Here is a 26334-nt window from a genome sequence, read left to right on the forward strand (position 1 = left end):
CATGCAGTTCGAGTTCTTGCTGGAACAGGTGGTGAATGGCCTCGTGCTCGGAGGCTATTACCTGCTCATTGCGCTCGGGCTGTCGCTGATCTTCTCCGTCGGCGGCATCGTCAATCTCGCCCATGGCGCCTTCTACGCGTTAGGTGCCTATGTCTGCGTCGAGCTGACGAAGCGTCTCGGCTTCGGCGCTTCCGTGGTGATCTCGCCATTCGCGGTCGCCCTGCTCGGCATCCTGTTCGAACGCTTCATCCTGCGCCGCTTCTACTCGGCTGACCCGATCCTGAGCCTGCTCGTGACGTTCGGCCTTGCCATGGTCGCCGAACAGGCGATCCGCATGATCTGGGGCGCAGCCCCCGTCTCGACCGAGATCCCGCAGAGCTTTCGCGGCTCGGTGATCGTCGGCGACTTCCTGTTCTCGCGCTATCGCCTCTTGATCCTGGCCGTGGTCGCCGCGATCCTGCTCGGCGTCTGGTTGCTGCTGCAAAAGACCTCGTTCGGGCGCGTGGTGCGCGCCGGCATACAGCGGCCGGATATGGTCGCCGCGCTCGGCATTCGCCTGCAACCCTACATGACCGCAATCGTGATGCTCGGCGTTGGTCTCGCCGCGCTGGGGGGCGCCTTCTTCGCACCGATCACGACGGTGCACCCGGCGATGGGTGCGGAGATCATGACGGTGGCCTTCGTCGTCGTGGTGATCGGCGGCCTCGGCAGCTTCTGGGGCGTCGTCGTGGCGGCACTGCTCGTCGGCGTCGTGCGCGGCATCGCCATTCACTTCGAGCCTGCCGCCGGAGAGGCCTCGATCTACATCCTGATGTTCCTGGTGCTGCTGGTGCGCCCGCGCGGCCTGCTCGGCGAGCGCATCGAGAAGTTCGAATGAGAACCGCTTCTCCCATCGAGCGGCTAAAGCCGCTGCTGATCGCGGCTGTCGCTGTCATCGCGCTGCCCTTCCTCCTGAGGGCGGTCGGCCTGTCCTTGAACACCGGCACCTGGATCGTCGGGCTCGCGATCGCGACCATGGGGCTCAATCTCTGCATCGGCTATACCGGCCTCGTCTCGTTCGGCCACAGCGCCTGGTTCGGCATCGGCGCCTACGCCGCTGGCCTGATCCAGCTCCGCCTCTTTCCGGGCGATATCTGGCTGCCATTGATCGGGGCGATGGTCGTGGTCGCGATCGCGTCGACCGTAACAGGCATGCTGATCCTGCGCCGGCGCGGCGTCTACTTCTCTCTGCTCACGCTGGCCCTCGCCGCGCTCGTCTACACGACCGCCTTCCGCTGGACGAGCCTCACCGGCGGCGAGGACGGCCTCGGCGGGCTGAAGCGCGGCGGCATCGGTCCGATCAGCTTCGACAGCGCGCTCAACTATTACGTCGTGGTCGCGGCGATTGGGCTCGCAACGCTCTATGTGCTGATGCGCCTCGTGCGCTCGCCGTTCGGCCATGTGCTGGTCGCGATCCGCGAGAACCAGCTGCGCGCGAGCTTTCAGGGCTATCCGGTCGAACGCTACAAGCTCGCAGTGTTCGTGATCTCGGCTGTCGTCACCGGGCTCGCGGGCGCGCTGATCGCGTTCCTGAACTATCTGGTCTCGGCCGAAGCGGTCTCGGTGCCGTTCGCTGGCGAGCTGCTGGCGATGGTCGTGATCGGCGGCATGCGCAGCCTGCTGGGTCCGGCGCTCGGTGCGCTGTTCTTCATCCTGTTCAGAGAGCTGTTCTCGATCTGGACGTCGGATTGGCTGTTCTGGTTCGGCCTCACCTTCGTCGTCTTCGTGATGTACTCGCCCGGCGGTCTCGTCGGCATCGGTGCGCTAATCATGCGGCGCCTTCGCCCTCCGGCCGAAGAATCCGCCGCGATGAGTCGGCGCAAGATCTATGACGGCCTGCCGCTGCCCGACTTCCTGCGCCCCGAACCGCTGCAGGGCACAGTGCTCGAAGTCAGCGGCGTCTCGCGAAAGTTCGGCGGCATCCGCGCGGTCGAGAATGCCAGCATCACCGTCTCCGCCGGCGAGATCCACGCGCTGATCGGACCGAACGGCGCCGGCAAGACCACGCTGTTCAATCTGGTGTCCGGCCTCTATGCCCCCGACCGGGGCACGATCCGTCTGCAGGGCCGCGACATCGCCGGCGTGCCGGCGAATCTGATCTGCCACCAGGGGCTGGCGCGCTCGTTCCAGATCACCAACCTGTTTCGCGGGCTGACGATCTACGAGAATTTGCGCCTGTCGCTGCAGGCGTGCCGCTCGATGCGCTTCAACATCTGGAGCGACATCGACGCCTACGAAGACATTCACGCCGAGACCGCTGCGCTCGTCAAGTTCCTGGGCCTCGAAGGCATCGAGGAGATCGAGGGCGGCGAGCTCTCCTATGGCGGGCAGCGGCTGGTCGATCTCGGCATCGCGCTTGGCAGTAAGCCGCAGGTGCTGCTGCTCGACGAGCCGCTCGCCGGCCTTGCGGCGGCCGAGCGCGAGCGCGTCTCCAACCTCGTCAAGAACATCGCAGCAAACATTCCTGTGCTGATCGTCGAGCACGACATCGACCGCGTGCTCGGCTTCTCGCAGGTCGTCACCGTGATGAACCAGGGTGAGGTGCTGATGTCGGACTGTCCCGCGGCAGTGCGGGCCGACCTGCGCGTGCAGGAGATCTATACCGGCAAGGGCATTCCCGCGGTCGAGCACCGGCGCAGCGTCGAAGAAGCCGGCCAACGCGACACCGTGCTGCGCCTTGAGCGCGTCAACACCTTCTACGGCAAGAGCCACATCATCAACGACGCCGCGCTCGATGTCCGCGAAGGCGAGATCGTCGCGCTGCTCGGCCGCAACGGCGCCGGCAAGTCGACGCTGCTCAAGACCATCGCCGGCCTCGTGCCGGCGGCTTCCGGCAGCATCGACTATCGCGGCGCCGACATCGCGCGCCTCCCCGCGCCCGACATCGCACGGCGCGGCGTCGGCTATGTGCCGCAAGGGCGCGGGCTGTTTGCCGGCATGACCGTGCGCGAAAACCTCGCGCTCGGCCGTCTTGCGCGCAAGACCGACGGCAGCGACGGCGTGGTCTGGGACGAGGAGCAGATCCTGCACTACTTCCCGCGCCTGAAGGAGCGGATGAACATCGCGGCCGACTATCTCTCCGGCGGCGAGCAGCAGATGGTCGCCGTCGCCCGCGCCATGTCCGGCAATGTCCGCCTGCTGCTGCTCGACGAGCCGTTCGAGGGGCTTGCACCGGCGGTGACGCTGGAGCTGTTCAAAGTGTTCGACCAGCTCCGCCGCCACATGTCGATCGTGATCGTCGAGCACAATCTCGACCTCGTGCTCGCGCTCGCCGACCGCGTCTTCGCGCTCGAGCGCGGCGCCGCCTTCCACCAAGGACCAGCGGCGCCGCTGCTGAACGATCTCGGGTACCGGAAGCAGATTTTGTGGCTGTGACGGCCGGCGGTCGTTCTCTTTTTTGCGGTCGCGCCAGGCTCAATCGCACGTCGCAACCGGCAGTGGTGGTTATCTCTGCTGTGGCCTGCTGGCTACAGCCGGAGCGTGGCCCGCCGGATAATGTGAATCAGCAGTCGGGTGAACTACTCACCTGATGCGGTCGCTGGCGAGCGCGCGATCCCGGTTCGCATGAGCCGCGACGGATACTTCTGTCGTTCGTTGAAGGAAAATTCTCTCATGACCACAAGAACCATTTTCGGAGCCATTGCAGTTTCGGCACTGGCTTCAGCCATGACCTCGGCCATGGCGGCCGATGTGCCGATGCCGTACAAGGCGGCGCCTGCACCGGCGGCATTCTCCTGGACCGGTTGCTATGTCGGCGCCAACGGCGGCGGCGGACGCGGAGTGAACGAGCAGCAGCCGATCGTCGGGCAAACATTCAACGCCGATCACAACAGCGGCTGGCTCGCGGGCGTGCAAGGGGGCTGCGACTATCAGGTCGGCTCGCTCGTGGTCGGCATCGAAGGCCGGTTCGACTGGGCCGACATGAAGGACACCACGGCGACACTGATTCCGTCTGGTGCGATCGGCTTCCTGCTGACGACCCAGCTCGACCGCGTCGCCACCGCCACCGGCCGCATTGGCTACGCTTTCGACCGCGTGCTGTTCTATGCTAAGGGCGGCGCGGCCTTCGCCCGGTTCAACCATCAGATGACGCAGACCGATTTCGCTGCCCTCACGGTCGATTTCAAGGGCTCGCGCGACGTGGCGGGATTCGTCGTCGGCGGCGGCTTCGAATATGCGCTGTTACCCAATCTATCGTTGACGGCCGAGTACAATTATTTCGACTTTGGAACGAACGGCTACACCCTGAACTGCTCCGGTAACCCCGCATGCGCCGGCACTCCCATGTTCCCGGTCAGCGTCCGGCAGAACATGCAAACCGTCATGCTCGGCGTGAACTGGCGCTTCAATACCCGCCTCGCCCCGCTCGTTGCCCGATACTGATCGACGCGTTGGACCGAACGACGGCGCGTCGCATGGGGCGCGCCGTTGTTGCGGTGATTGACTCGTGCGGCCTCACTCCGCCTTGATGTTCGCGGCCGCGACGACCTCGGCGAGCTCTTTCGTCTCCTTCGCGATCTTGGCCGCATACTCGGCCGGGCTCAGCACGCTGACGACGCCTTGCGAACCGAGCTTCTCCGCGACCGCCGGATCGCTGGCAGCAGTGACGATCTCCCGGTATAGCGTCTCCAGGATCGGCGCGGGCACAGCCTTCGGCATGAAGAAGCCAACCCAGAACGAGATGTCGAAACCGGGATAGCCGGCTTCCGCGACGGTCGGCACGTCAGGCAGCGACGGCAGCCGCTCGGCCGAGGACACCGCAAGCGCGCGCAGCTTGCCGGCCTTCACCAGCGGCACCGCGGAGAGCGGATCGAACACGGCGAGCACTTCCTGCGCGAGGATGCCGACCTCGGAGGCCGCGCCGCCGCGATAGGGCACATGGATCAGCTTGATGCCGGCCTTCTGGCTCAGCAGCTCCATGGCGAGATGGGCCAGGTTGCCGTTGCCGCCTGAGCCGTAAGCGAGTGCGCCGGGCACGGCCTTTGCCGCGGCAACGAGATCGGCGACGGTCTTGATGTCAGCGGTCTTGGGATTCTCGGGATTGACCACCAGCACCAGCGGCGCCGAGACCACGGTGGTGAGCGGCGCGAAGTCATTGACCGGGTCGTAGCGGGCCTCCTTGAACAGCGTCTTGTTGAGCGTGATGGTGGACGAGTTGCAGGCAAGGATCGTGTAGCCGTCCGCATCCGCACGCGCGACGACTTCGGCGGCGATCATGCCGTTGGCACCGGCGCGGTTCTCGACCACGAAGGGCTGTCCGAGCTTGCGACCCAGGTGGTCGGCGACGATACGCGCGACCACGTCGACCGGGCCGCCCGCGCTGAAGCCGACCATGATCTTGGCCGGATGCGCTGGATATTTTTGCGCCACCGCCGCGGTCGACAGCGCGCAGGCGCATAGACCGGCGATGAGCGTCAGCAGGCGGGCCGTTCGTTGCATTCGTTCTCTCCCCCAAGCTCACGCGCCGCTTGTGCATGTTTGTTGGTACGACGCACGGTCATGATGAGCAGTCGCGCCCGATTTCGCAATCGCGTTTGCGCGCGGGCATTCCGCCGCGCGGCACGCGGGCGCCGCCTGTCAACAAAAATGCGAAAACAACCCCATGCACAGTAGCAGGCAGCCGTGAGACCACGGACTTACGCATCTCGCAGCAGCATTTGACACGTCGGGCAAAACACCGGCACAATGGCATCATCGCAACAATCGTCAGCGTCCGCGCCGGCCCCGCCAGGGCGGCCATGACCTGGTTGCGCATAAACCCTTCATCGACATCCCAAAATTCGCATCCGCGCGCGCCAGCGAACGGTCGCTCGCGCGCGCCTGCGCCAGCAAAGGACACAACACATGACGACAGCACCGGACCTCCCCACCACCTCGCCGGTTGCGGCAAACGATCGCAGCGGCGTCATCGCGAGCCCGCGCGTCAGGCTCTACAAGCGACGCATTGCGATCAAGCATCCCGATCCGCAAGCCGGCGAAAGACTGCTGGCGGACGCGCTCGGCGCCGTCGACCGCGACGCGCTGCACGGCATTCTCAAGCAGCTGGTGAAGGCGAGCGCGATCGGGCACAAGCCGGACGAGGCCAATCTCGCCTTCATGGTCTCGATGATCAGGAGCATCGCGCCGAAAGATTCCATCGAGGCCATGCTGGTCTCGCAGATGGTGTGCGTCCACATGGCGGCGATGCGTTCCGCCTGCCGCCTCGCCTGCACCGACGATCTTCAGCAACAGGAGAGCATCACGCGCGCCTTGACCCGGCTGACACGCACCTTTGCAGCCCAGATCGAAGCGCTCGGCCGCCATCGCGGCAACGATGAGCGCGCGATCACGGTGCAAAACCTGTCGGTGCAGGATGGCGGCAAGGCGATCGTCGGCAACGTCACGCAGCACGCCAATATGACCATCGCAGAGGCCGGCACGAAGGACGGATCTGCGAATGACCGGATGACGGCGCAGCACGCGTGCGGTCGCAGTGACGACATGCCCGGCGCAGCGCGCGGCGTCATCGCATGAGCAGCAACCACGTCCGCAATACCGGCCCGATGCGCGCAAGCCGCCGCTGCGGTGCCAGGACCCGCCAGGGCAGCGCCTGCTGTGCGCCGGCGATCCGCGGCAGATCGCGTTGCCGCATGCATGGCGGCGTACCGGCGTCCCGCGCGCCTTTCGGCAACCGGAATGCATGGAAGCACGGTTTTTTCACCCGCGCCGCGATCGCGGAGCGGGACGACGTCAGGGCGCTACTGGACCAGGCGTCCAGACTGCTTCGGGACATCCCCTGATGCCGGCCGCGGCGGATCACGGGCGGATGCGTGCAGCTCAATCCGCGGTCGTGGCCAGCGCTATCGCAGATGGAAGCAGCTTCCCTGCGGCCATCCTTCGAGGCGCCCGCCTTTGGCGGGCCCTCTGGATGAGGACGGAGTACGCGGCAGGAGTTTCAGCAAGCAAAGGTGCCGCTTAGCCTCATCCCGAGGAGACCGCTGGACGCGGTCGTCTCGAAGGACGAGGCGCGCGCTCAGGCCATCAACATGCCGTATGCGACTGCCCGGTCATGGCGACCACTTCTCGTGCTCCTCGCGGTAGGCCTGCTCGTTCAGACGGTCGGCGATTTCCTCGGCCATAGGTTCGTTTTTCGCGTGCGCCAGCGGCTTTCCCTTTTGCGTCTTGACGTCGTCTTGCTGGTTTCGACCGGAAAATCGTCTGGATGAATGACAGGCTTGCTCATGGTCTCTCTCGCGCGGTCCGCTCAATCCGACGCCGTCCTCGCCGAGACATCGCGGCTGGTACGTGTTCCCTCGCCAGTGTCCAGACGATACAGCGCAGTGGCACCGCCGGCGAGAACAAGGACGATGACCACGATCGCGATGATATTCTTTGTGCTCACGGGGCGCCCTCTCCGATTGACGCAATGACGCCTGTCAATCAGCCGTTATCACGCGAAGTTCCGTGAATTTTCTATGACAGCGGACGTGATGATCGTTCGCGATCATCTTCATTCGAAATGCCCGCCGCACCCGGAACTTCTCGCCTTGCGCAACTTTGAATTGGCAACGGAAGCACGCCCCATGAACGCCGAAACGGAACTCAAATTCCGCCTTGCCCCGCGAAAACTGTCGTCCGTCTTGCGCAGCAGTGCCGCGAACGGACAAGGCAACCGGCAAGAGCTCGTGTCGACCTACTACGACACCAAGAAGCAGAAGCTGAGGCGGCATGGCCTCACGCTCCGCGTCCGCAAGGTCGACGGGAGCTATGTGCAGACCGTGAAGGCTGGCGGCTCGGGAACAGTCACCCGCGGCGAGTGGGAACATGAGGTCGAAGGTGCAAAACCCGATTTCAAGAAGGTCAAGAACACGCCGCTTGCGGACCTTGCATCCAAAAAGCTTCCGCGCAAGCTGCGGCCGGTATTTCAGACCGAGGTGCATCGCACCACCGAAGCAAGGCGGGTACGGCAGAGCCAGATCGAGCTTGCCGTCGATCGCGGCCGCATCGGTGCCGGGCGGCGCTCGCGACCCGTTGCCGAGCTCGAGCTGGAATTGAAGTCCGGGCAAGTCGGCGATCTGTTCCGTCTCGCGCGCAGCCTCGAGCGCAAGACAAGCGCCGAGCTCGATCTGCGCTCGAAAGCCGAGCGAGGCTACCGGCTCGTCGCGGGGGATGGCGACAAGGCCCAGCATGCCGAGCCGATCGAGCTGAAGCCCGACCTCTCGCCCCAGGATGCGTTCCGGGCGATCGCGCATTCGACGCTTCGCCAGATCACGGCGAATGCCGATCCGGTACGGGACATGGATTCGGAAGGCGTCCACCAGATGCGCGTCGGCCTGCGGCGCTTGCGGGCCGCGATCTCGCTGTTCGGCGACATCCTGCCGCACGCCAGCACGGAGCGGATCAAGGCCGAGCTCAAATGGCTCACGGGCGAGCTGGCGCCGGCGCGCGAGATCGACGTGTTCCTCAAGGAAAGCATTCAGCCAATCGCGGATCAGGGCGTCCCGAAACGCGGCGCTCGCGCGATCGCCAAGAAGTTTTCCGCGGAGCGAAGGGCAGCCTTCGCGCGCGCCCGCGAGGCCGTCGATTCGGCTCGCTACCGCCGCCTCTTGATCGACGTGATCGAGTGGATCGAAACCAGGCAGCCCCGCCCTGGCGACGACCGGACGATTGCCGCCTACGCCGCCGAGGTGCTCGACCGGCGGATCGGGAAGGCGCGCAAGCAGGGCAAGCATCTGGACGATCTCGATCCGAGGCAGCGCCACAAGCTGCGGATCAAGATCAAGAAGATTCGCTACGCCATCGACTTCTTCGAGAGCCTCTACAGCGGTCGCGACCGCAAGCAGCTGGCAAGCCTCTCCGGCCGGCTGAAGCAGATTCAGTCCGCGCTGGGATCGCTCAACGATTTCATGGCGCATCGCGAGCTCGCAACCGAGGCCGCGCTGGCGGCGCCGCCGGCGAACCGCCGCGCCCAGGCTTTCGCCTCGGGGTTCATCGTCGGCCAGGAGCGCGAGGCGGCGCAGGGCCTGATGAAGGACGCCGCGAAAGAGCTGCATCGATTGCATCGGCTGCGCGCCGCGCCGGCCACGTAACCGTCAAGCGACCGTGGAGAACGAGCATGTCATGGATCGGCAGTTCTTGGGTCGGCAGTTCTTTCGGCAGTTCTTGGGTCGGCAGTTGGCGAAACCAGTTCGGCTCCGTCCTGCGCATCATCGGCGATGCCGAGGGCCGCATCGAGGGGACTTTCGAGACCGCGCTCGAGGACAGCGGCTTCTACGGACAAACGGTGCAGGTCACCGGATTTCATCGAGGCAATTGCATCGGCTTTGTCGCCGTGGGCTCGTCCGCGACGGGTGACCGTGTCGTTTCCTACACGGGATTGTTGCGTCACGGGAAGATGGAGACCGCCTGGTTCGTGGTCGCCGACCAGGCGCTGAGTGCCGCAAATGAAGGCGATCCCGCCAAGCTCAAGCCGCTGAACTGGTGGCGCGCCGTGACAACCAACGTCGACACTTTCGAGCGCACGTAGCGTTCGGCCTCCGTCCCCCCGTCAATGCATTGCCAACAATCCGCCTGACGAGCCATTCCGATGTCCGATCTCGCATTGAACGATGCACGCCTGAGCCCGCAAGCCGCCGCCAAGCCCGACCTCCACAGGAAACCGCATGTCAGCATGGTTGCGGTCTTCCTGCTCTTCCTCGTCAGCGGGATCGGATATGCCGCCTACGGCATCTTCACCGACACCAGCAGCGTCGGCGAGCCGCTGGCGCTCGGCGCGCTGCTTCTGCTGGGCATCGCCCTGATGATCGCGCTCGGCTTCGAATTCGTGAACGGCTTCCACGACACCGCCAATGCGGTGGCGACCGTCATCTACACCCACAGCCTGCCGCCGCTCACCGCGGTGATCTGGTCGGGCGTGTTCAACTTCCTCGGCGTGCTGGTGTCGACCGGCGCGGTGGCCTACAGCGTGATCACGCTGCTGCCGGTCGATCTGATCCTCCAGGTCGGCAGCACTGCCGGCTATGCCATGATCTTCGCCCTGCTGATCGCCGCGATCATCTGGAATCTGGCGACATGGTCGATCGGCATTCCCAACAGCTCCTCGCACTGCCTGATCGGCTCGATCATGGGCGTCGGCCTTGCCAACGAGCTCGTTGCCCCCGCCGGACAGGCAACATCCGGCGTCGACTGGTCGCAGGCGATCAGCGTCGGCAAGGCGCTACTGTTCAGCCCTGTCGTCGGCTTCGCGCTGTCCGCCCTGCTGCTGCTCTTGCTCAAGGTCATCGTTCCCGTGCGCAAGCTCTACGAGGAGCCGAGGGGCAAGACGCCGTGGTGGATCCGCGGCATCCTGATCCTCACCTGCACCGGCGTGTCCTTTGCGCATGGCGGCAATGACGGCCAGAAGGGCATGGGGCTGATCATGCTGATCCTGATCGGCGTGGCACCGACCGCCTATGCGCTGAACCGCACCATGCCTGAAGCGAGCACGCCGGGATTCGTCGAGGTCACCGGCAAGGCCAAATCCGTTTTCTCCGCGCATGCGCAAGGCGCCCAGCAGGGCAACGCCGGCGACGCGCGCGGCCTGATCGGCGACGCGCTCAAGACCCGCAATCTCAACCGTCCGGAGGTGTTCGCGGCCCTGGCTGCACTGTCGGACGAGGTCGCGAACGGGGTGAAGAACTATGGCTCGATCAGCCGCATCCCGGCTGCGGCGACGCCGAACATGCGCAACGACATGTATCTGGCCGCCGACGCGATCCGTCTGCTGCCCGAAGCCGGCGCGAAATTCGAGCCGGCCGACACCGCGATCCTGAAAGACTATCGCACCAGCCTCGAACATGGCACGCGCTTCATCCCGAACTGGGTCAAGGTCTCGGTTGCGATCGCGCTCGGCCTCGGCACCATGGTCGGCTGGCGCCGCATCGTCATCACCGTCGGCGAGCGTATCGGCAAGCAGCATCTGACCTACGCGCAAGGCGCCTCGGCCGAGCTGGTCGCGGCCGGAACAATTTTGGGCGCCGAGTTCTACGGCATGCCTGTTTCCACCACGCACATCCTGTCGAGCGGTGTTGCCGGCACCATGGCGGCCAACGGCTCGGGCCTGCAAACCGGAACGATCCGCAATATCGTGCTGGCGTGGATCCTCACCCTGCCGGCCGCGATGCTGATCTCGGGATGCCTGTATCTGCTTTTCCGCGCGATCATCTGACGCGCGGATCGCGCCGACGGGCGGCAATCCGGAATGAGGGGGCTGCCGCTGCCGCCATTGGCACTCTTCCCGCAATCGTGTAACCCGGCCAAAACCCTTGAAAACCCTTGCCGGGACGGGACGCTGATGACTGCGGTTGCCACGGATCAAGCGGGAGATGGCACCCGCGCGCTGATCTTTGCGCTGCTCGCGCTCGCCTGCGGGCACATGCTCTCGACCTTGCTGCGCACCATCCCGGCGGTCAGCCTCGATTTGATGGCGGCGGATTTCCAAATCGAGCCGCAGGCGCTGGCGAGCCTCACCTCGGTCTATCCCTTCGCGTTTGCCGCGGCGCAGATTCCGGTCGGTGCGGCGATGGACCGGTTCGGCGTGCGGCCGGTGTCGCTCAGCCTGCTGGCCTGGACCGTGATCGGCGCCATCGCCTCGGGCTTTGCAACCGGGCCTTCGAGCTTTGCTTTCGGACAGGTGCTGCTCGGCATCGCCACCTCGGGCATGCTGATGTGCCCGATGACGCTGGCGGCCAAGCAATTGTCGGCGGCCCGCTTCGGCCTGTGGTCGGGCGCGATCCTCTCGATCGGCAATATCGGCATGCTGCTGTCGTCGAGCCCGCTGGCCTTCGTGGTCGACCATTACGGCTGGCGCGCCGGATTCTGGATCGCAGGCGTCGGCGGCATCGCGGTGGCGCTCGCCGTGTTCATGCTGGTGCCGGGCCAGCCGGCCGAGCACAAGGACCAATCCTCGCCGCTGTCGCAGATGATCGAGGTGCTCAGGCTCGGCTTCTCGCGGCCGCTGCGCGGGCTGATTGCGCTGGCGCTGGTGTCGCTGGCGACCTCGCTGGTGCTGCGCGGCCTGTGGGGCGGGCCGTGGCTGATGCAGGTCAAGGGATTGTCCCGGATCGAGGCCGGCAACCAGCTCGGCGCGTTCACGCTGGCGATGATCGCGGGGCCGCTGTGCATCGGCATGATCGACCGCAGCCTCGGCCGCCGCCGCGCGCTGGTGGCCGGCTCGCATATGGTCGGCGCATTGCTGCTGGTGCTGATGGCGCTCGGCGCGCCGCATTACGCGGTCTCCGCACTGCTGGGCCTGCCGGTGATGCCGCCGCAATACGATCTGGTGCTGTTCGTGGTCATCGGCCTTGCGACGTCGGCGCAGCCGCTGCTGTTCGGCATGTCCAGGCAACTCGTCGATGCGCAAACCGCAGGCAAGGCGCTCGCGGCCGTGAACCTCGCCTTCTTCCTCGGCGCGGCGCTGATGCAGTCGGTCACCGGTGCGGTGGCGGCGCTGGCCGGGCTGCCGGCGGTGCTGCTGTTCATGGCTGCCATGCTGGCATTCGGCGTGCTGATCTTCTTGGCTTACACCTCACCGAGCCCATAAGATGGCGCGCCCTGCCCGCCAAAGGAATCATCATGCCCGTCGACACCGAAGCCGCCACCGACCGCCTCATGCGCTTCCTCGCCGTGGAGGGCGTGACCGGACAGGAGGCGGCGATCGGGCGTGAGCTCACCGCCGCGCTGAAGGAGAGCGGTGTGCCGGGGAAAGCGATCCGGCTCGACGACGCCAACACCCGGATTCCCGTGCCGACCGAGACCGGCAACCTCATCGTCGACCTGCCCGGCCGCGGCGCGCTGCAAAACCAGCCGCGCATCATGTTCATGACCCATATGGACACCGTGCCGCTCTGCGCCGGCGCGAGGCCCAAGAAATCCGGCCGCAAGATCGTCAACGAGGCCAGGACCGCGCTCGGCGGCGACAATCGCTGCGGCTGCGGCGTGCTGGTGACGCTGGCCGCCGAGCTCGCAAAGCAGAAGCTCGATCATCCGCCGATCACGCTGCTGTTCTGCGTGCGCGAGGAGAGCGGGCTCTATGGCGCGCGTCATGTCAAGCTGGAGGAGCTCGGCAAGCCGGTGATGGCCTTCAACTATGACGGCGGCCCGGCCTCCAACGTCGTGATCGGCGCGGTCGGCGCCGACCGCTGGACCGTCGAGATCTTCGGCCGCGCCTCGCATGCCGGCGTCGCGCCCGAGCGCGGCATCTCCTCGACCATGATCATGGCGCTCGCCCTGGCGGACGTGAAGGCGGGCGGCTGGTTCGGCAAGGTGGTGAAGGGCAAGAAGCAGGGCACCAGCAATGTCGGCCCGGTCACCGGCGGCGACGGCCGCCCCGCGGGCGATGCCACCAACGTCGTCACCGACTACGTCCATGTGCGCGGCGAGAGCCGCAGCCATGACGGAAAATTCTTCAAGGAGATCACCAAGGCCTACAAGGCCGCGTTCGAGAAGGCCGCCAAGAAGGTGACGAATGCGCAAGGCAAGTCCGGCAAGATCAAGTTCAAGGCCGAGACCGACTATTATCCGTTCCGCATGAAGGAGAGCCTGCCCGTGGTCAAACGCGCGATCGAGGCGGTCTCTGCCGTGGGCGGCACGCCGAACGTCCGCGCCGCCAATGGCGGCCTCGACGCCAACTGGATGGTGCGCCACGGCGTTCCCACCGTGACCTTCGGTGCCGGGCAGAACGAGGCGCACACGATCGACGAGTGGATCAATCTCGACGAATACGACAGGGCGTGCGCGCTGGCGGTGCAGCTCGCGACCATGCGGTGAGGCAAGCTCGTAATCCGTAGCGTGGGCAAAGGCGCGCAGCGCCGTGCCCACCATTGGTCTCTCGACGAGCACAGCAAGAGTTGGTGGGCACGCTTTCGCTTTGCCCACCCTACGAATTACGAAGAAAAGAAAAATATGGAGGCCACATGCCGCGCGTCGCAGATATCGAGACCGGTTTCTACCGGATTCCCCTGCCCGTCACGCTGTCCGACTCCACCCATGGCGACATGTCGGCCTTCGAGCTGATCACCTGCCGCATCCGCGATGCCGACGGCGCCGAAGGGGTCGGCTACACCTACACGGTCGGGCGCAATGGCGGCGCGGTCGCCGATATCCTGAAGCGCGAGATTCCGCCGCTGGTCGAGGGACGCGAGGCGGACGACACGGAAGCACTCTGGCATCACGTCTGGTGGGGCCTGCACTATGGCGGCCGCGGCGGGCCGGCGGTGCTGGCATTGTCCGCGCTCGACATCGCGCTGTGGGATTTGAAGGCGCGGCGCGCCAAGCTGCCGCTGTATCAGTTGCTCGGCGGTTTCGATGCGCGGGTGCCGTGCTATGCCGGCGGCATCGACCTCGATCTCTCGCTCGAGGCGCTGCTCGCGCAGACCGACGGCAATCTCGCCAAGGGCTTTCGCGCCATCAAGATGAAGGTCGGGCGGCCCGATCTCAAATCCGACGTCGCACGCGTGGCCGCGATGCGACAGCATCTCGGCGACGGCTTTCCGCTGATGGCGGACGCCAACATGAAGTGGACCGTCGAGGACGCGATCCGCGCCGCTCGGGCCTTCGTGCCCTATGATCTCACCTGGCTCGAGGAGCCGATCATTCCCGACGATATCGCCGGACATGCGCGCATCATGCAGGCCGGCGGCGTGCCGATCGCGGCCGGCGAGAATCTGCGCTCGCTGTGGGAGTTCAAGAACTACATCGTCGCGGGCGCGGTGTCCTATCCCGAGCCCGACGTCACCAATTGCGGCGGCGTCTCGAGCTTCATGAAGATCGCGCGGCTGGCGGAAGCGTTCAACCTGCCCGTCACCAGCCACGGCGCGCATGACGTCACCGTGCACCTGCTCGCGGCCTGTCCGAACCGGTCGTATCTGGAGGCGCACGGTTTTGGGCTGGACACCTACATCGAGCATCCGCTGGTGCTGGAGGACGGCAAGGCGCTGGCGCCGGACCGTCCGGGTCATGGCATCAGCTTCGACTGGCAGGGACTGGCGAAACTGGCGCCGTAGCTTTGCTGCACGCGAGGCATTCCGAGGGCCTGGGTGCAGCAGGCGAATAATCGGCTATGGTGGCAGCAGCCGCCACCATCCGAGAGTCTCCCCGCCTTGACACCCGAGCTGCACCAGAAACTCACCCAGTGGCGCCGGCATCTGCATGCGCACCCCGAATTGTCCCTTCAGGAGAAGGCGACTGCGGCCTTCGTGCAGGACAAACTCGCCGAGCTCGGCATTCCCTTCGAGGCGGGAATCGGCGGCCACGGCATCGTCGCGACCCTCGCGCGAGGGTCCGCTCATGGGCGCGTCGGCTTGCGCGCCGACATGGATGCGCTGCCGATCACCGAAGAGACCGGCCTTGCCTATGCCTCGACACATCCCGGCGTGATGCATGCCTGCGGCCATGACGGGCACACCGCCTCGCTGCTCGGTGCCGCGGCGCTGCTCGCCGCCGACACCGACTGGAGCGGCACGGTGGACTTCATCTTCCAGCCGGCCGAGGAAGGCTTTGGCGGCTCCCGCACAATGGTCGCAGCCGGGCTGTTCGAGCGCTTTCCGATGCAGCGCGTGTTCGGCTTCCACAACTGGCCGGGTTTGGAGGCCGGCACCATCGCGGTCCATGACGGCGTCGTCATGGCCTCGGGCGGGCGCATCACCATCACCATCGAGGGCCATGCCGGGCACGCCGGCATGCCGCATCTCACCCGCGATCCCGTCATGGCGGCCGGCCATCTGATCGTGGCGTTGCAATCCGTCGTGTCGCGCAGTGTCGATCCGCTCGACACCGCCGTGCTCTCGCTGTGCACGCTCGAAGGCGGCACGGCGCGCAACCAGATCGCAGGACGCGTCGCGATCGGCGGCACGCTGCGCTATCATCGCGATGCGGTGAAGGACATCATCCTGGCGCGGATCGACGAGATCTGCGGCGGCATTGCGACGAGCTTCGGCGTCAAGGTGACGCCCGAGATCGTCATGGGTGTCGGCGTCGTCATCAACACGCCGGCGGAAGCCGGCCTCGCCCGCTTCGCCGCGGAGAAGGCGCAGGCGCCCGTGCGCCGCGACCTCGCCCCCAGCATGGCCGGCGAGGATTTCGCCTTCTACCTGCAAAAGCGGCCGGGCGCCTTTGTCTGGATCGGCAACGGCGAATTGCGCGACGGCGCCGAGCTGCACGGCCCGCGCTACGATTTCAACGACGCGATCCTCCCGGTGGCATCGACCTGGATGGCCGAGGTCGCTAAATCGGCGCTGGCGTCGAACTAGCTCACGAGATCTCGCGGGGCAGCTTCCACTCCGGCCGCGGCTCGCAGACCTCGGCCTGCTCCACCCGCGCAACATGATATCCCTGGGGCAGAATCCGGCCGCCTTCCTCGTCCGCGACGGGAACGTCGGTCACCAGTCCTTCGATCAAGGCGGCTTCCCACACCTCCTTCTCGGAAGGAAATGGACTGCCGATCTGCTTGTTGCCTTCGAACAGCGCGTACATCGGTTCCGGTCCTCCCGTTGACCAAGCTCACGAGCAACGTATCGACCGCACCGACGTTCCCCTTCGGCAGACGCGGCTTCCACCATTGGCAAGCCTCCTCGGCGATGGCACGGGTATTAAGGGATGTCAGGTGAATGGCGCGCGTTCTGATCGGAACCTCCGGCTGGCACTACGCCTCCTGGCGCGGCCCGTTCTTCCCCGATGGCCTGCCGCTGAAGCAGCAGCTCGGCTATTACGCCAGCCAGTTCGACACGACCGAGCTGAACGGCGTGTTCTATCGCACGCCGACGCCCGACGCAGTGAAAGGGTGGCGCGAGCAGACCGGCCGCGATTTCGTCTTCGCCTGGAAGGCGTCCAAATTCATCACACACTGGAAGCGCCTGTCCGACCGCTCCGTCAATAGCCTCGAACTGCTGGAGGATCGCATCTCACTGCTGCGCGGCAAGATCGGCCCGATCCTGTTTCAATTGCCGCCGCAATTCGAGGCCAATCCCGACCGCCTCGCCTCCTTCTTCAAGCTGCTGTCGCGCAAGCGCCGCTACAGCTTCGAGTTCCGTCATCCGAGCTGGTATCAGCCGCGCATTCTCCGAATGCTGTCGGACGAAAACATCTCACTGTGCCTGTCGGACCATCACGATGCACCGGCACCATGGACGCGCACGGCGGACTTCGTCTATGTGCGCGGCCACGGGCCGGGCGGGCGCTATCACGGGCACTATGCCAAGCCCGCGCTGACGCAATGGACCCGCCGCATCAAGTCCTGGAAGCGGCAGGGCTGCGACGTCTATGTCTATTTCGACAACGACCAGAAGAGCGCGGCACCGGCCGATGCGCTGAAGCTCAAGGCCCTGCTTTGAAGCGGAAGCTACGGCCCCCCGGCGACCGACCCTGCAATCACCATGGCAAGCTCGGCGAGATCGATCTTTCCGTTGACGACCAGCTCTTCGGCGGAGCCTTCGACTTTCAGCGATTGGACTTTCAGCGATTGGACTTTCAGCGATTGCGGCCGGTTGGCGGCCTGGCGCTGAAGCTCGCCGACGATGGCTTCCTTGAGTTTCTCTTCCAGCATTTGCTGTCCTTTCAATCATTTCGGAGTTGTGATTCCCGAGGCCGGCACCGGCTCGACGAACTCTCCTCCTCGACAGATTGTGGTCATCCGACCAACCCGAGGCGCGAAGCGCGGTTCCCGCGGATCGGCCCTCGCATGGCGCTACGCCGGAACCGAAATGGTGATTCGCAGGTTCAGGAAGGACTTGAAGGAGGATCATCAATGGCGAAAGCAGCATGGAAGCGGCCGGGATCACCGATCGGCCGCAAAGGCCCACGCAAGGCAAATCCCGCCTACAAGCGCCGCTCGCGTCAGCCGTGGACGCCTGCGGATGTGAGCAAGCTGAAGCAGCTTGCGAAGGGCAATACGCCGACGGGCGTCATGAGCATCAAGCTTCAGCGTCCGGTCGCGGCGATCCGCAGCAAGGCGCAGCGCGAAGGGATTTCGCTGCGGCCCGTCAACCGCTCGCCTTACAACCGGCGAACGAAAGCTGCGAAGCGGCGTTGATCCCAACGCGCCGAGCGGCACCGCTTCCTATTCCCGCCAGAACTCTGCGAGCTCTTCCGCGGTCACAAGATCCACCTGGCCGTGAAAGCGGGTGCGGTACATCGTCATGAGCGCGTCATGGCCGACATCGGACGAGCTGCACAGCGCGTCCTCGACGATGACAACCCGAAAGCCGAGGTCGACGGCACTCAACGCCGTCGAGAGCACGCAGACGTCGGTCTCGGCGCCCGTCAACACCACCGTGCCGATGTGCTTCTCGATCAGCAGGCGCGCCAGATCCGGATTGCTGAATGCGGAATAGGCCGGCTTGTCGACGATGCGGGCCGGAGGAACATAGCGCGCCAGTGCCGGCACGAGATCGAGAGCGGCTGGCGCGAGTCGGCTGCGGGTTGCCTGGTGCCAGCGTTCAAAATAGGCCTGCCACTGGCCGGGACGGTCTTCCGGATTCTCCGGCGTGATGAAGCGCGTGAAGATCGTTCTCGCCGGATGACGCGAGACGATCGAGGCGATCGTCGGCAGCACTTTTTCCATCCATGGCGTTTCCCAGAGACCGCCGGGTGCGAAGATGTTCTGCATGTCGGTGCAGAGGTGAACGGCGCGTACGATCGGGCTTTCGGGCAACCTGGCGTCGTTCATCGGTCTTCCGTCCGCAGACCGAAACTCTCCCGCGCCGTGTAGGTCACGGCTTCGATCTTGTTGCCGTCGGGATCGCGCACGAAGGCGCCGTAGTAATTGGCGTTGTACTGTTCGCGGATTCCTGCCGGCCCCTCATCACGCCCGCCGTTGGCAATGGCCACGCTGTGGAAGCGCCTCACGGTCTCCCGGTCCGGCGCCTGGAAGGCGATATGCACGCCGTTTCCGGCGCTCGCGGGCTCACCGTCCACCGGCGTTTCCAGGCTGAAGACGATGTCAGATGCGCCGTAATGGACGGAGCGATCGGAGGACTTGAGAACCCGAAAGCCGATCAACGCCATCAATGGATCGTAAAACGCGCGCGCCTTATGCACGTCGTTCGTTCCGACCGATACGTGATGGATCATGGGCTCAATGCTCCGGGCCGGGCGGGGCGCGAGACGCCGCGGGGATCGGCATCTCGCGCTGGCTTGAGTACGGACGCCTCAGCAATCCTTGTCGCTGGTCCCCGCTGCCGTCTTCGACTGCTCGGCTGCGGTCGGCTGTCCCTGCATCTGACGCTGAGCGTCCTGCGAGGAGGTCGCCGTGCCCTCGGTTGCCTTGTTCATGGTTGCGGTCGGCGGGTGCTCCTTGGCATCTGACGACGCAACGCCGGTCGTATCGGTCGCTTTGCCGGTCGTGACCGGTCCTGAGCCGGCATCGCGGTTGGCCGTGTTGCAGGGACCGGCCAAGGCGATGGTGGAGCTGACCGCCAGCATGGCGCCGATCAGCATTGATCTCGTAAGCATGACAATCTCCTTGCTGCAGTGCCGGCTCATCCCAGGCGGAGCCGGCTTCCGCCATTTGCGCTCCCTCATCGCGACCATTCCGCGGGAGTGACGTTTGTCGCCTCTCGCGAAGGTTTTTCGTCTAATTGCGCAGGGCGGCGGACGTTCCCAAAGCTGGCGAAACTTGCAAGCCTGGCCGGGCGCGCTGATGCAGATCAATGCAAGGCAGCAGTGCTGCCCCGCACCTATTCCGTGAACCGATCGGAGGATTCTTCGGCGTTGTCGGCCGGATCGGCCGAAAGCTCCCGCTCCGCTTCATGCCAGAACTTCTCCTGCTGTCCTTCCGGCTTGCCTGCCAATTCCCAGAGCTGATGTGCACGGGTCCGGATGCTATCCTCGGTCGGCTTTGCCATGAGTTCTCTCGCCAAGATTTGCCGTCCAGCTCAGTTCGCCTTGGTGCGTGGATCCTGTCCGGTTCGACAATAGGGAACGGCGGACGATCCCGCGCGTTCCAACACCGTGGCCTTGCGCAAGGACGTCAACGCCAAGCGTGCATCCGTTAGATGATGCCGCCCTGCCGAAGCGCCGCAATCGCAGCCGCGTCGTAGCCGAGTTCCGCCAGCACGCTCTCGGTATGCTCGCCGAGCGTCGGCGGGCGGCTGGCGATTTCGCCCGGCGTTTCCGACAGGCGGACGGCGGCGCGGGCGACCGGCGCACTCTTCGGCAAGCCCGGATAATTCACCTCTTGCAGGAAACCGGCGGCGCGGATGTGCGGATGATCCAGCGCCTGTTGCGGGCTCAGCACCGGCCCGGTCGGAATCATCGCCTCGCCCAATGCGTCGACGGCCTCTTGCGTGGTGCGCATCGCGCACCAGCGCGCCATCCGTTCGCTGATGACGGGACCGTTGTTGCCGCGGCTGATGTCGTCGGCAAAGCGCGGATCGTTCAGCCAAAGCTCCTCCTCGCCCATCAGCCTCGCCCAGCGCTTGAACAGCGGCTGGCCGGTGACCTGGCACAGCACCCAGCCGTCCTTGGTGCGGTAGATGTCGGCGGGAGCGGCGGTCTGACCGAGATTGCCCGTCGGCACGCGGTTGACGTTGATGACGGCCTGCTCGATCAGCGTGGCATTGGCGAAGGACAACGCAGTTGCGAGCAGCGCGCCCTCGACGACCTGCCCGCGTCCGGATTTGCCGCGCTCGATCAGCGCGGCCAGCGTGCCGAACGCACAATGCAATGCGGTGCCGAAATCGACCCAGTTCACTGCGGCCCGGTACGGCGGATCGCCCGCGCCGGTCATGTACACCGCGCCCGACATGACCTGTCCGACGCCGTCGAAGCCGACCCGGTCGGACCACGGCCCCGGCCCGCCGAATGCGGTCGCCGTGGTCAGGATGATGTCGGGCTTGATCACCTTGAGCTGCTCGTAATCGAGCTTCATCGCGCGCAGGGTCTGCGGCGGCAGATTGGCGACAACGACGTCCGCGGTGGCGATCAGGCGGCGCATCACCTCCTGTCCCTCAGGCTTCATCGGGTCGAGCGTGATGCACTTCTTGTTGCGGTTGACCTGAAGAAACAGCGCGCCTTCGCCGTTCTCGCCGACCGGCGCCACGAAGCGGTCCTCGCTGCCGTCGCGCTTCTCCACGCGGATGACCTCGGCGCCGAATTCTGCCAGCAATGTCGCGCAATAGGGGCCTGCGATATAGCGCCCGAAATCGAGCACGCGCACGCCCTCCAGAACTCCCCTCATCGATCTTTTCCCTTATCCGGTGTTCTCGCCAGATTACAGGGACCGGCTGCCACGGCAAGGCCGCGGCGGGCATGCTGCCCTGCGCCCAAGATGTGATCGGCGCCCCGCTTCGGCTGGCGGGGCTGGATCAGCACGAGGGATAGAAGCGGCGCCAGCTGGCGCATTCAACGACTTCGAGGTGCATTTGGAAAAAGCACGAGGCTCGCGAAACCGTCCTCTTTGGACGATCGAAAAAGCTGCTATCTTCTCGAAAGACAAGTGCAGCACAGCTCGTGGCCGCCATGACCACGGCCCGGAGACATCGTGATGAAGAAGTGCGTTTATTGGGCCGCGGCGGCGGTCTGTCTCGCCGCCTCCAGCTCCGCAGCCGAGGCTCGCTCGGCTTATGACGGCACCTGGGATCTCGTCTTCGTGACGCAGCGAGGTGCATGCGATCCGACGTACAATTTCTCCGTCAACATCACCGACGGCATCGTGACACATCCGAACCTGGTGAGGTTCAGGGGCTACGTCGCAAGATCCGGGGCTGTCCGCGCCTCGGTGAGCGTTCAGGACAAGTTCGCCTCGGGCAGCGGCCGGCTTTCGGGTAACGCTGGCCGCGGACGGTGGAGCGGCTATTCCGGCACCGCGCGGTGCGCCGGATACTGGACCGCACGGCGCAACTGATCATCGGGCCTGCCGAAAGCGGCCATCCCGGCCGATAAGCACGACCAGATGATGGCGGCAGACCTCGAACCAGGCATGACGGTCGGGATCGCGCGGTGATGTCGAAGCACTGATCATTCCTGGTCTCTGCCGAACCGCGAGGGTGGCGGGGTCATTCGGCGGCGAGCGGCGTCAAATCGTGCGCTTCATGCAGGACGACGCCCGCCAGCGGATCGAACTGGTCCTCCCACGGCCTGCGCGCCAGCACCGCCCTGGTGTGCGCGTAGCCTGCGTCCCAGCGCAGCCGGATTCCGGCCTCGCTGAAATCGATGTCCTTGGTGTGATCATCGTGGTCGAGCTGCGGCGCCAGCAGTTGGATCACGTGCATACGGGTCTGGCAGCCGTAGCCGAGCAATTCCATGATTTCCGGGTTGCTGCTTTCACTTTTGGGAAGCCGCGATGCGAGTTCGTTGATGACGTGACGCAACCGATGCGTCTGCTGGTGGCGCGCAATCTGGCTCGCAATGCGGCTCGAATACTGGACGTCCTTGTGGCGGTTGAGGACATCGGCCATCGTCGTCGGCTCCGGCCCCACCGGATTCCACAGATGGACCGAGAAGATCACCGAATCCTTTCTCGGATTGTCATCGAACACCGCCTCGGTGGGGGTATTGGAGAGGATGCCGCCGTCCCAGTAGAGCTCGCCGTCGATACGCACCGGCGGAAAGGCGGGCGGAAGGGCTCCCGACGCCATGATGTGCCTGACATCGAGCTTTTCATCGCGGGTGTCGAAATAGCGCATCCGGCTGCTCCGTACATGCGCGGCGCCGACAGTCAGGCGCGGCTTGCCCTCGTTGATCAGCTCGAAGTCCACCAGCTCGGCGAGCGTGTGTTCGAGCGGTGCCGTCGAGTAGTAGCCGGCGTGGTCGGCACCCAGCGGGAAGGCATCGCCGGCATGGGCAAGCGGGTTCGGCGTGAAGAAGCCGGGTATGCCCTGGGTCAGCGTGCTCCAGTGCGACCACCGTCCGCCGAGGCCAGCGAAAGCGCTCGCAAAGCTCCAGCGGGGGGGCGCGCTGCACGCGGCTCCAGAACGCGAGCAGCTGCTCCAGCCGGCGCGGCGGCTCGTTTCCCGCGATCAGACTTGCGTTGATGGCGCCGATCGAGGTGCCGATGATCCAGTCCGGCTCGATTCCGGCTTCCTGGAGCGCCTGATAGACTCCCGCCTGATAGGATCCAAGAGCGCCGCCGCCCTGCAGCACCAGCACCACCTGGCCCGGGAGCTCGCCGCAGTCCAACCGGCGAGGCCGCGAAGCATCCGCGGCCTGAAGACGTTCGATCGGTCGGTCCATGCGTGTCTCCTGCTCTCGGAAAACTGTTCGCCGATTCAAGGCTTGGACGGCGTTCTGTCAATCGGTCCGCCGGCGCAGTGCAGTGGCCAATTTCCGTCCGGCATGGCAGACAGGGCGCAGCGATATCGCTCATTCCTGCGGAGAATAAGATGGACCGTCTGGCTTCGATGGAGACATTCGTGCGGGTCGTGGAGACTGGCTCGTTCTCCGGAGCGGCGCGGCAGCTGCGCGTCGGCCAACCGGCGGTCTCGAAATCCGTCGCACAGCTGGAGAACTATCTCGGGGTCAAGCTGCTGACGCGCTCGACGCGAGGGCTGACACCCACCGAAGCCGGACTTGGCTATCTCGAACGCGCCAGACGCGCGCTCGCGGAAGCGACCGAGGCCGAGCTCGCCGCGCGCGGCGCGGGCGCAGGTCTCAAGGGACGATTGCGCGTCTGTGCAGCCGTGACTTTCGCCCGTATCCATCTCATTCCATTGCTGCCGCAGTTCATGGCGCAGCATCCGGAGCTGGATCTCGAGGTGGTGCTGGACGATCGTCAAATCGATCTCGTCCAGGAGGGCATCGATGTGGCGCTGCGGATGGGGAAGATGGTGGATTCGACACTGACCGCTCGCCGCGTCGGCAGGTGCAAGCGGCACGTGCTCGGGACACCCGCCTATTTCGATCGGGCCGGCACGCCGTCGGCGCCGAGTGAGCTCAGCACGCATCAGGCCGTCGTCTATCTGCGCGAAGGCAGCGTGTGGTCGTTCACGCGCGAGAGCACGGAATTGGCCGTCACCGTTCAAGGTCGGCTTCGGGTGAGTGCTGCCGAAGGCGTGAGAGCAGCCGTGCTCGCGCATGCGGGACTGGCCATCGCGTCGGAGTGGATGTTCAGCCCCGAGTTGCGGTCGGGCACGGTCCGTACGGTCCTGCCGGAATGGAGCCTGCCGCCACTCGACCTCTGGGCGGTGCTTCCGGGCGGCCGCGCGGCGACAGCCAAGGCGCGTGCGTTCGTGGATTTCTTCGAGCGTAGGTTCAACGCGTAAGGCCCTGCTAAGGCCCCTGTGCTCGCAGCCGCGGGCCCATGAGACGAACGGGCATCTATTCGATCCCGGCCGGCATTCAACGTCACGACTGACCGCGTACGGTGAACACCGGCCGCGCGACCATTATTCCTGGGCGGAATAAGCGCTAGTCCGGCGTCCCGGCTACCCCGCTGCGGCGGCCTGCTTTAGGTTTCTCCACGTGAGTTCAACGAAACGGGCGGCGCCGCGCCGTCCACGCAGACACCGAAGGAGACCATCATGTCGCTTCAAGCCAAGCTCGACGCTTTCAAAGCCGATTTCGAAGCCGGAAAGCCGCCCTACAACGTTCCTCACGCCGTCATCGAGACGATGCACCGCGCCACCGCCGAGCTGATCGAATCGGGCGCGGCCAAGCGCGCCAAGAAGGCCGGCGATCTCGCGCCGTCCTTCCTGCTGAAGGACCCCGACGGCAACATCGTGAGCTCGACCGAGCTGCTGAAGCGCGGCCCGCTGGTGCTCAGCTTCTACCGGGGCGTCTGGTGTCCGTACTGCAACATGGAGCTGCAGGCGCTTGAGGCCGCCAAGCCGGAGTTCGACAAATACGGCGCTTCGCTGATCGCGATCTCGCCGCAGACCGCTCCGAACAGCCGCAAGTCGGTTCGCCAGAACAAGCTCTCGTTCCCGATTCTGTCGGACGCCAAGGGTGCGGTCGGCGCCGCGTTCGGCCTTCGCTTCAACTTGCCCGACTATCTGGTCGAGCTCTACAAGCAGCTCAAGAACGATCTGCCGACGTTCAACGACGACCCGAGCTGGACGCTGCCGATGCCGGCCCGCTACGTCATCGGACAGGATGGCGTGATCCTCTATTCCGAAGTGAACCCCGACTACACCCGCCGGCCGGAGCCGAAGGACATGATCCCGGTGCTGCAGCGGGCGGCGGCCGTCAAGGTGTGACGGCGCACGAGCCGGCCGGTGGGGCGCAATGACCACCGGCCGCTGTCACCTTCGGCGACCGCTTCATCTCGAATCCGGCCCTGCCGGAAATGATCCGGCATCTTCAGGTCGCGCCGGCCTTGCGAAAATATCCCGCCCCAACTGCTCCTGCATCTTGCGCCACTGCGCCGGCGTGACGCCCATGTGGCCCTTGAAGGCGCGTTGGAAAGCGGCTTCGGATTGATATCCCACCGCCTCCGCCACGGCGCCCGTCGACCGCGACGACTTCCTCAACTCGTTCGCCGCAAGCGTCATCCGGATGTCGGTCAGGAGATCGGAGGCCGATCGCCCGAGCTTCTCCTGGAACTGCCGGGCGAGTGTGGCACGCGACATGTTGCACAGGCGCGCGAGATCGGGCAGCGACCAGGCGCGCGCCGGCTCGCTGAAGAGAGCGGCCACCGCCGGCGCGAGGCGCGGATGGCCAGCCAATGCGAGCAGACCGCGCGGTGCGTCTTCGGTCTCGCTGGCGAGCCGCAGCACCAGCGCGAACATCGCGGCCGACAACGCATTGAGCATCGCGCGGCCGCCGAGATGATCGCCGGCCGACTCGCCGCGCATCAGCGCGACGAGGCCCGCGAGTTGCGCGGCATTCTCGCCTTCATTGCGAGCGCCGGCATGCACGACAAGGCGCGGCGGCAGATAGGCGCGCAGCAGGCGGTCGTGCGGAGGCGCGATCGCGAAATGCCCGCAGAGCAGATCGAGCCGCTCTCCCTTGCCGGCGTTCTCGCTGATGACGAGATTGAGCTCCTTGCGATTTCGCGCCGGCTTCGGCCGCGCGCCGCCGCCGTCATGCATGACGTGGCGCGGATTGCCCGGCAGCAACAGGATGTCCCCGGTGTCCAGCCGCAGCGGCTTGCCGCCGGCCGGATCCTCCAACACGGCCGAGCCGCCGACGACCGCGTGATAGGGGATCTCGTTCGCTTCGCCCGGCCCCTGCTCGATCCGCCACGGCGCGCCGTAGGTGCAGCGCAGGTCGAGCCGGCCGCGCACCGGCATCATCTCGAACAGCCGGCTCAGCCAGTCCATGACATCCTCCACGACGCCAGATGAGACGACTGAGCATATATCTGAGTTATGACGACATTCAAAGTCTCAGATCCGGTCTCTATTG

General features: G+C 65.5%; 28 protein-coding genes and 1 pseudogene. 17 read left to right on the forward strand and 12 right to left on the reverse strand.

The genetic code is table 11. The annotated features are described in order from the left end of the window. Position 1: 1 nt before the first annotated feature. The 3 genes from JJB99_RS27635 to JJB99_RS27645 all read left to right on the forward strand — a co-directional run bounded on the left by JJB99_RS27635 (position 2) and on the right by JJB99_RS27645 (position 4422). The gene (locus JJB99_RS27635; RefSeq protein ID WP_200495415.1) at positions 2–877 is read left to right on the forward strand and encodes a branched-chain amino acid ABC transporter permease; all 876 of its coding nucleotides are present in this window, start codon (positions 2–4) and stop codon (positions 875–877) included. Next, a complete protein-coding gene (locus tag JJB99_RS27640) occupies positions 874–3414 on the forward strand; it encodes a branched-chain amino acid ABC transporter ATP-binding protein/permease (protein ID WP_200495416.1) in 2541 nt (846 codons plus the stop codon). The genes JJB99_RS27635 and JJB99_RS27640 overlap by 4 nt, the downstream gene beginning before the upstream one ends. Positions 3415–3651: 237 nt before the next feature. Then, entirely contained in the window at positions 3652–4422 is a 771-nt protein-coding gene (locus JJB99_RS27645) for an outer membrane protein (protein WP_200495417.1), read from the forward strand. A gap of 72 nt (positions 4423–4494) precedes the next feature. Here JJB99_RS27645 and JJB99_RS27650 read toward each other — a convergent pair whose 3' ends face one another. After that, complete coding sequence (locus JJB99_RS27650) at positions 4495–5478, reverse strand: Bug family tripartite tricarboxylate transporter substrate binding protein (protein WP_200495418.1); 984 nt, start codon at positions 5476–5478, stop codon at positions 4495–4497. A 405-nt stretch (positions 5479–5883) separates the two neighbouring features. Here JJB99_RS27650 and JJB99_RS27655 point away from each other — a divergent pair, with 405 nt between their 5' ends. Beyond that, positions 5884–6552 carry a hypothetical protein gene (locus JJB99_RS27655; protein WP_246775006.1) on the forward strand — a complete coding sequence of 223 codons (669 nt, stop codon included), beginning with the start codon at positions 5884–5886 and terminating at the stop codon, positions 6550–6552. Positions 6553–6581: 29 nt separating this feature from the next. After that, entirely contained in the window at positions 6582–6818 is a 237-nt protein-coding gene (locus JJB99_RS36685; protein ID WP_283816045.1) for an HGGxSTG domain-containing protein, read from the forward strand. Positions 6819–7085: 267 nt separating this feature from the next. On the opposite strand, the gene JJB99_RS27660 is transcribed toward JJB99_RS36685, so the two are convergent. After that, positions 7086–7286 carry a hypothetical protein gene (locus JJB99_RS27660; RefSeq protein ID WP_200500461.1) on the reverse strand — a complete coding sequence of 67 codons (201 nt, stop codon included), beginning with the start codon at positions 7284–7286 and terminating at the stop codon, positions 7086–7088. Continuing rightward, on the reverse strand, positions 7283–7420 hold the full coding sequence (locus JJB99_RS27665; RefSeq protein ID WP_200495419.1) for a hypothetical protein: 138 nt from the start codon (positions 7418–7420) through the stop codon (positions 7283–7285). The genes JJB99_RS27660 and JJB99_RS27665 overlap by 4 nt, the downstream gene beginning before the upstream one ends. Positions 7421–7601: 181 nt before the next feature. Between JJB99_RS27665 and JJB99_RS27670 the strand changes: the two genes are divergently transcribed. The 7 genes from JJB99_RS27670 (at position 7602) to JJB99_RS27700 (ending at position 16304) form a co-directional block, all read left to right on the forward strand. Beyond that, a complete protein-coding gene (locus JJB99_RS27670) occupies positions 7602–9107 on the forward strand; it encodes a CYTH and CHAD domain-containing protein (protein WP_200495420.1) in 1506 nt (501 codons plus the stop codon). Between the two features lie 26 nt (positions 9108–9133). Continuing rightward, positions 9134–9544 (forward strand): avidin/streptavidin family protein, encoded by a 411-nt coding sequence (locus JJB99_RS27675; protein WP_200495421.1) that lies wholly within the window; start codon positions 9134–9136, stop codon positions 9542–9544. Between the two features lie 60 nt (positions 9545–9604). Continuing rightward, positions 9605–11224: an inorganic phosphate transporter gene (locus JJB99_RS27680; protein WP_200495422.1), complete on the forward strand. Its 1620-nt coding sequence runs from the start codon at positions 9605–9607 to the stop codon at positions 11222–11224. 126 nt (positions 11225–11350) lie between these two features. Continuing rightward, the gene (locus JJB99_RS27685) at positions 11351–12598 is read left to right on the forward strand and encodes an MFS transporter (RefSeq protein WP_200495423.1); all 1248 of its coding nucleotides are present in this window, start codon (positions 11351–11353) and stop codon (positions 12596–12598) included. A gap of 32 nt (positions 12599–12630) precedes the next feature. Next, entirely contained in the window at positions 12631–13824 is a 1194-nt protein-coding gene (locus tag JJB99_RS27690; protein ID WP_200495424.1) for a M20/M25/M40 family metallo-hydrolase, read from the forward strand. A 146-nt stretch (positions 13825–13970) separates the two neighbouring features. Beyond that, positions 13971–15059: a mandelate racemase/muconate lactonizing enzyme family protein gene (locus JJB99_RS27695; RefSeq protein ID WP_200495425.1), complete on the forward strand. Its 1089-nt coding sequence runs from the start codon at positions 13971–13973 to the stop codon at positions 15057–15059. 96 nt (positions 15060–15155) lie between these two features. After that, a complete protein-coding gene (locus JJB99_RS27700; RefSeq protein ID WP_200495426.1) occupies positions 15156–16304 on the forward strand; it encodes an amidohydrolase in 1149 nt (382 codons plus the stop codon). Between the two features lies 1 nt (position 16305). Here JJB99_RS27700 and JJB99_RS27705 read toward each other — a convergent pair whose 3' ends face one another. After that, positions 16306–16527, reverse strand: a complete 222-nt coding sequence (locus JJB99_RS27705) for a hypothetical protein (RefSeq protein ID WP_200495427.1) — start codon at positions 16525–16527, stop codon at positions 16306–16308. 134 nt (positions 16528–16661) lie between these two features. On the opposite strand from JJB99_RS27705, the gene JJB99_RS27710 reads away from it, so the two are divergent. After that, a complete protein-coding gene (locus JJB99_RS27710) occupies positions 16662–17384 on the forward strand; it encodes a DUF72 domain-containing protein (protein ID WP_200495428.1) in 723 nt (240 codons plus the stop codon). Between the two features lie 8 nt (positions 17385–17392). Here JJB99_RS27710 and JJB99_RS27715 read toward each other — a convergent pair whose 3' ends face one another. Beyond that, positions 17393–17596, reverse strand: coding sequence for a hypothetical protein (locus tag JJB99_RS27715; protein ID WP_200495429.1), 204 nt, complete (start codon positions 17594–17596; stop codon positions 17393–17395). Between the two features lie 201 nt (positions 17597–17797). On the opposite strand from JJB99_RS27715, the gene JJB99_RS27720 reads away from it, so the two are divergent. Beyond that, positions 17798–18082, forward strand: coding sequence for a hypothetical protein (locus JJB99_RS27720; RefSeq protein ID WP_200495430.1), 285 nt, complete (start codon positions 17798–17800; stop codon positions 18080–18082). A gap of 27 nt (positions 18083–18109) precedes the next feature. Here the strand turns inward: JJB99_RS27720 and JJB99_RS27725 are convergent, their stop codons facing one another. From JJB99_RS27725 to JJB99_RS27745, 5 genes are all read right to left on the reverse strand, one after another. Next, on the reverse strand, positions 18110–18718 hold the full coding sequence (locus JJB99_RS27725; protein ID WP_200495431.1) for a cysteine hydrolase family protein: 609 nt from the start codon (positions 18716–18718) through the stop codon (positions 18110–18112). Next, the gene (locus JJB99_RS27730; RefSeq protein WP_200495432.1) at positions 18715–19122 is read right to left on the reverse strand and encodes a VOC family protein; all 408 of its coding nucleotides are present in this window, start codon (positions 19120–19122) and stop codon (positions 18715–18717) included. The genes JJB99_RS27725 and JJB99_RS27730 overlap by 4 nt, the downstream gene beginning before the upstream one ends. 78 nt (positions 19123–19200) lie before the next feature. Further along, entirely contained in the window at positions 19201–19503 is a 303-nt protein-coding gene (locus tag JJB99_RS27735; protein WP_200495433.1) for a hypothetical protein, read from the reverse strand. A 224-nt stretch (positions 19504–19727) separates the two neighbouring features. Beyond that, complete coding sequence (locus JJB99_RS27740) at positions 19728–19895, reverse strand: DUF2934 domain-containing protein (RefSeq protein ID WP_200495434.1); 168 nt, start codon at positions 19893–19895, stop codon at positions 19728–19730. A 146-nt stretch (positions 19896–20041) separates the two neighbouring features. Further along, on the reverse strand, positions 20042–21229 hold the full coding sequence (locus JJB99_RS27745; RefSeq protein WP_200495435.1) for a CaiB/BaiF CoA transferase family protein: 1188 nt from the start codon (positions 21227–21229) through the stop codon (positions 20042–20044). 306 nt (positions 21230–21535) lie between these two features. On the opposite strand from JJB99_RS27745, the gene JJB99_RS27750 reads away from it, so the two are divergent. Continuing rightward, entirely contained in the window at positions 21536–21895 is a 360-nt protein-coding gene (locus tag JJB99_RS27750) for a hypothetical protein (protein WP_200495436.1), read from the forward strand. A 151-nt stretch (positions 21896–22046) separates the two neighbouring features. On the opposite strand, the pseudogene JJB99_RS36690 reads toward JJB99_RS27750, so the two are convergent. Continuing rightward, positions 22047–23223 (reverse strand): annotated as a pseudogene (locus tag JJB99_RS36690) (patatin-like phospholipase family protein). Between the two features lie 149 nt (positions 23224–23372). On the opposite strand from JJB99_RS36690, the gene JJB99_RS27760 reads away from it, so the two are divergent. Together JJB99_RS27760 and JJB99_RS27765 are read left to right on the forward strand one after the other, a co-directional pair. Beyond that, a complete protein-coding gene (locus JJB99_RS27760; protein ID WP_200495437.1) occupies positions 23373–24251 on the forward strand; it encodes a LysR family transcriptional regulator in 879 nt (292 codons plus the stop codon). 258 nt (positions 24252–24509) lie between these two features. Next, the gene (locus JJB99_RS27765) at positions 24510–25184 is read left to right on the forward strand and encodes a peroxiredoxin-like family protein (RefSeq protein ID WP_200495438.1); all 675 of its coding nucleotides are present in this window, start codon (positions 24510–24512) and stop codon (positions 25182–25184) included. A gap of 63 nt (positions 25185–25247) precedes the next feature. On the opposite strand, the gene JJB99_RS27770 is transcribed toward JJB99_RS27765, so the two are convergent. Next, entirely contained in the window at positions 25248–26249 is a 1002-nt protein-coding gene (locus JJB99_RS27770; RefSeq protein ID WP_200495439.1) for an AraC family transcriptional regulator, read from the reverse strand. Positions 26250–26334 lie beyond the last annotated feature (85 nt).

The organism is Bradyrhizobium diazoefficiens (assembly GCF_016616235.1).
GTDB classification, from domain to species: domain Bacteria; phylum Pseudomonadota; class Alphaproteobacteria; order Rhizobiales; family Xanthobacteraceae; genus Bradyrhizobium; species Bradyrhizobium diazoefficiens_H.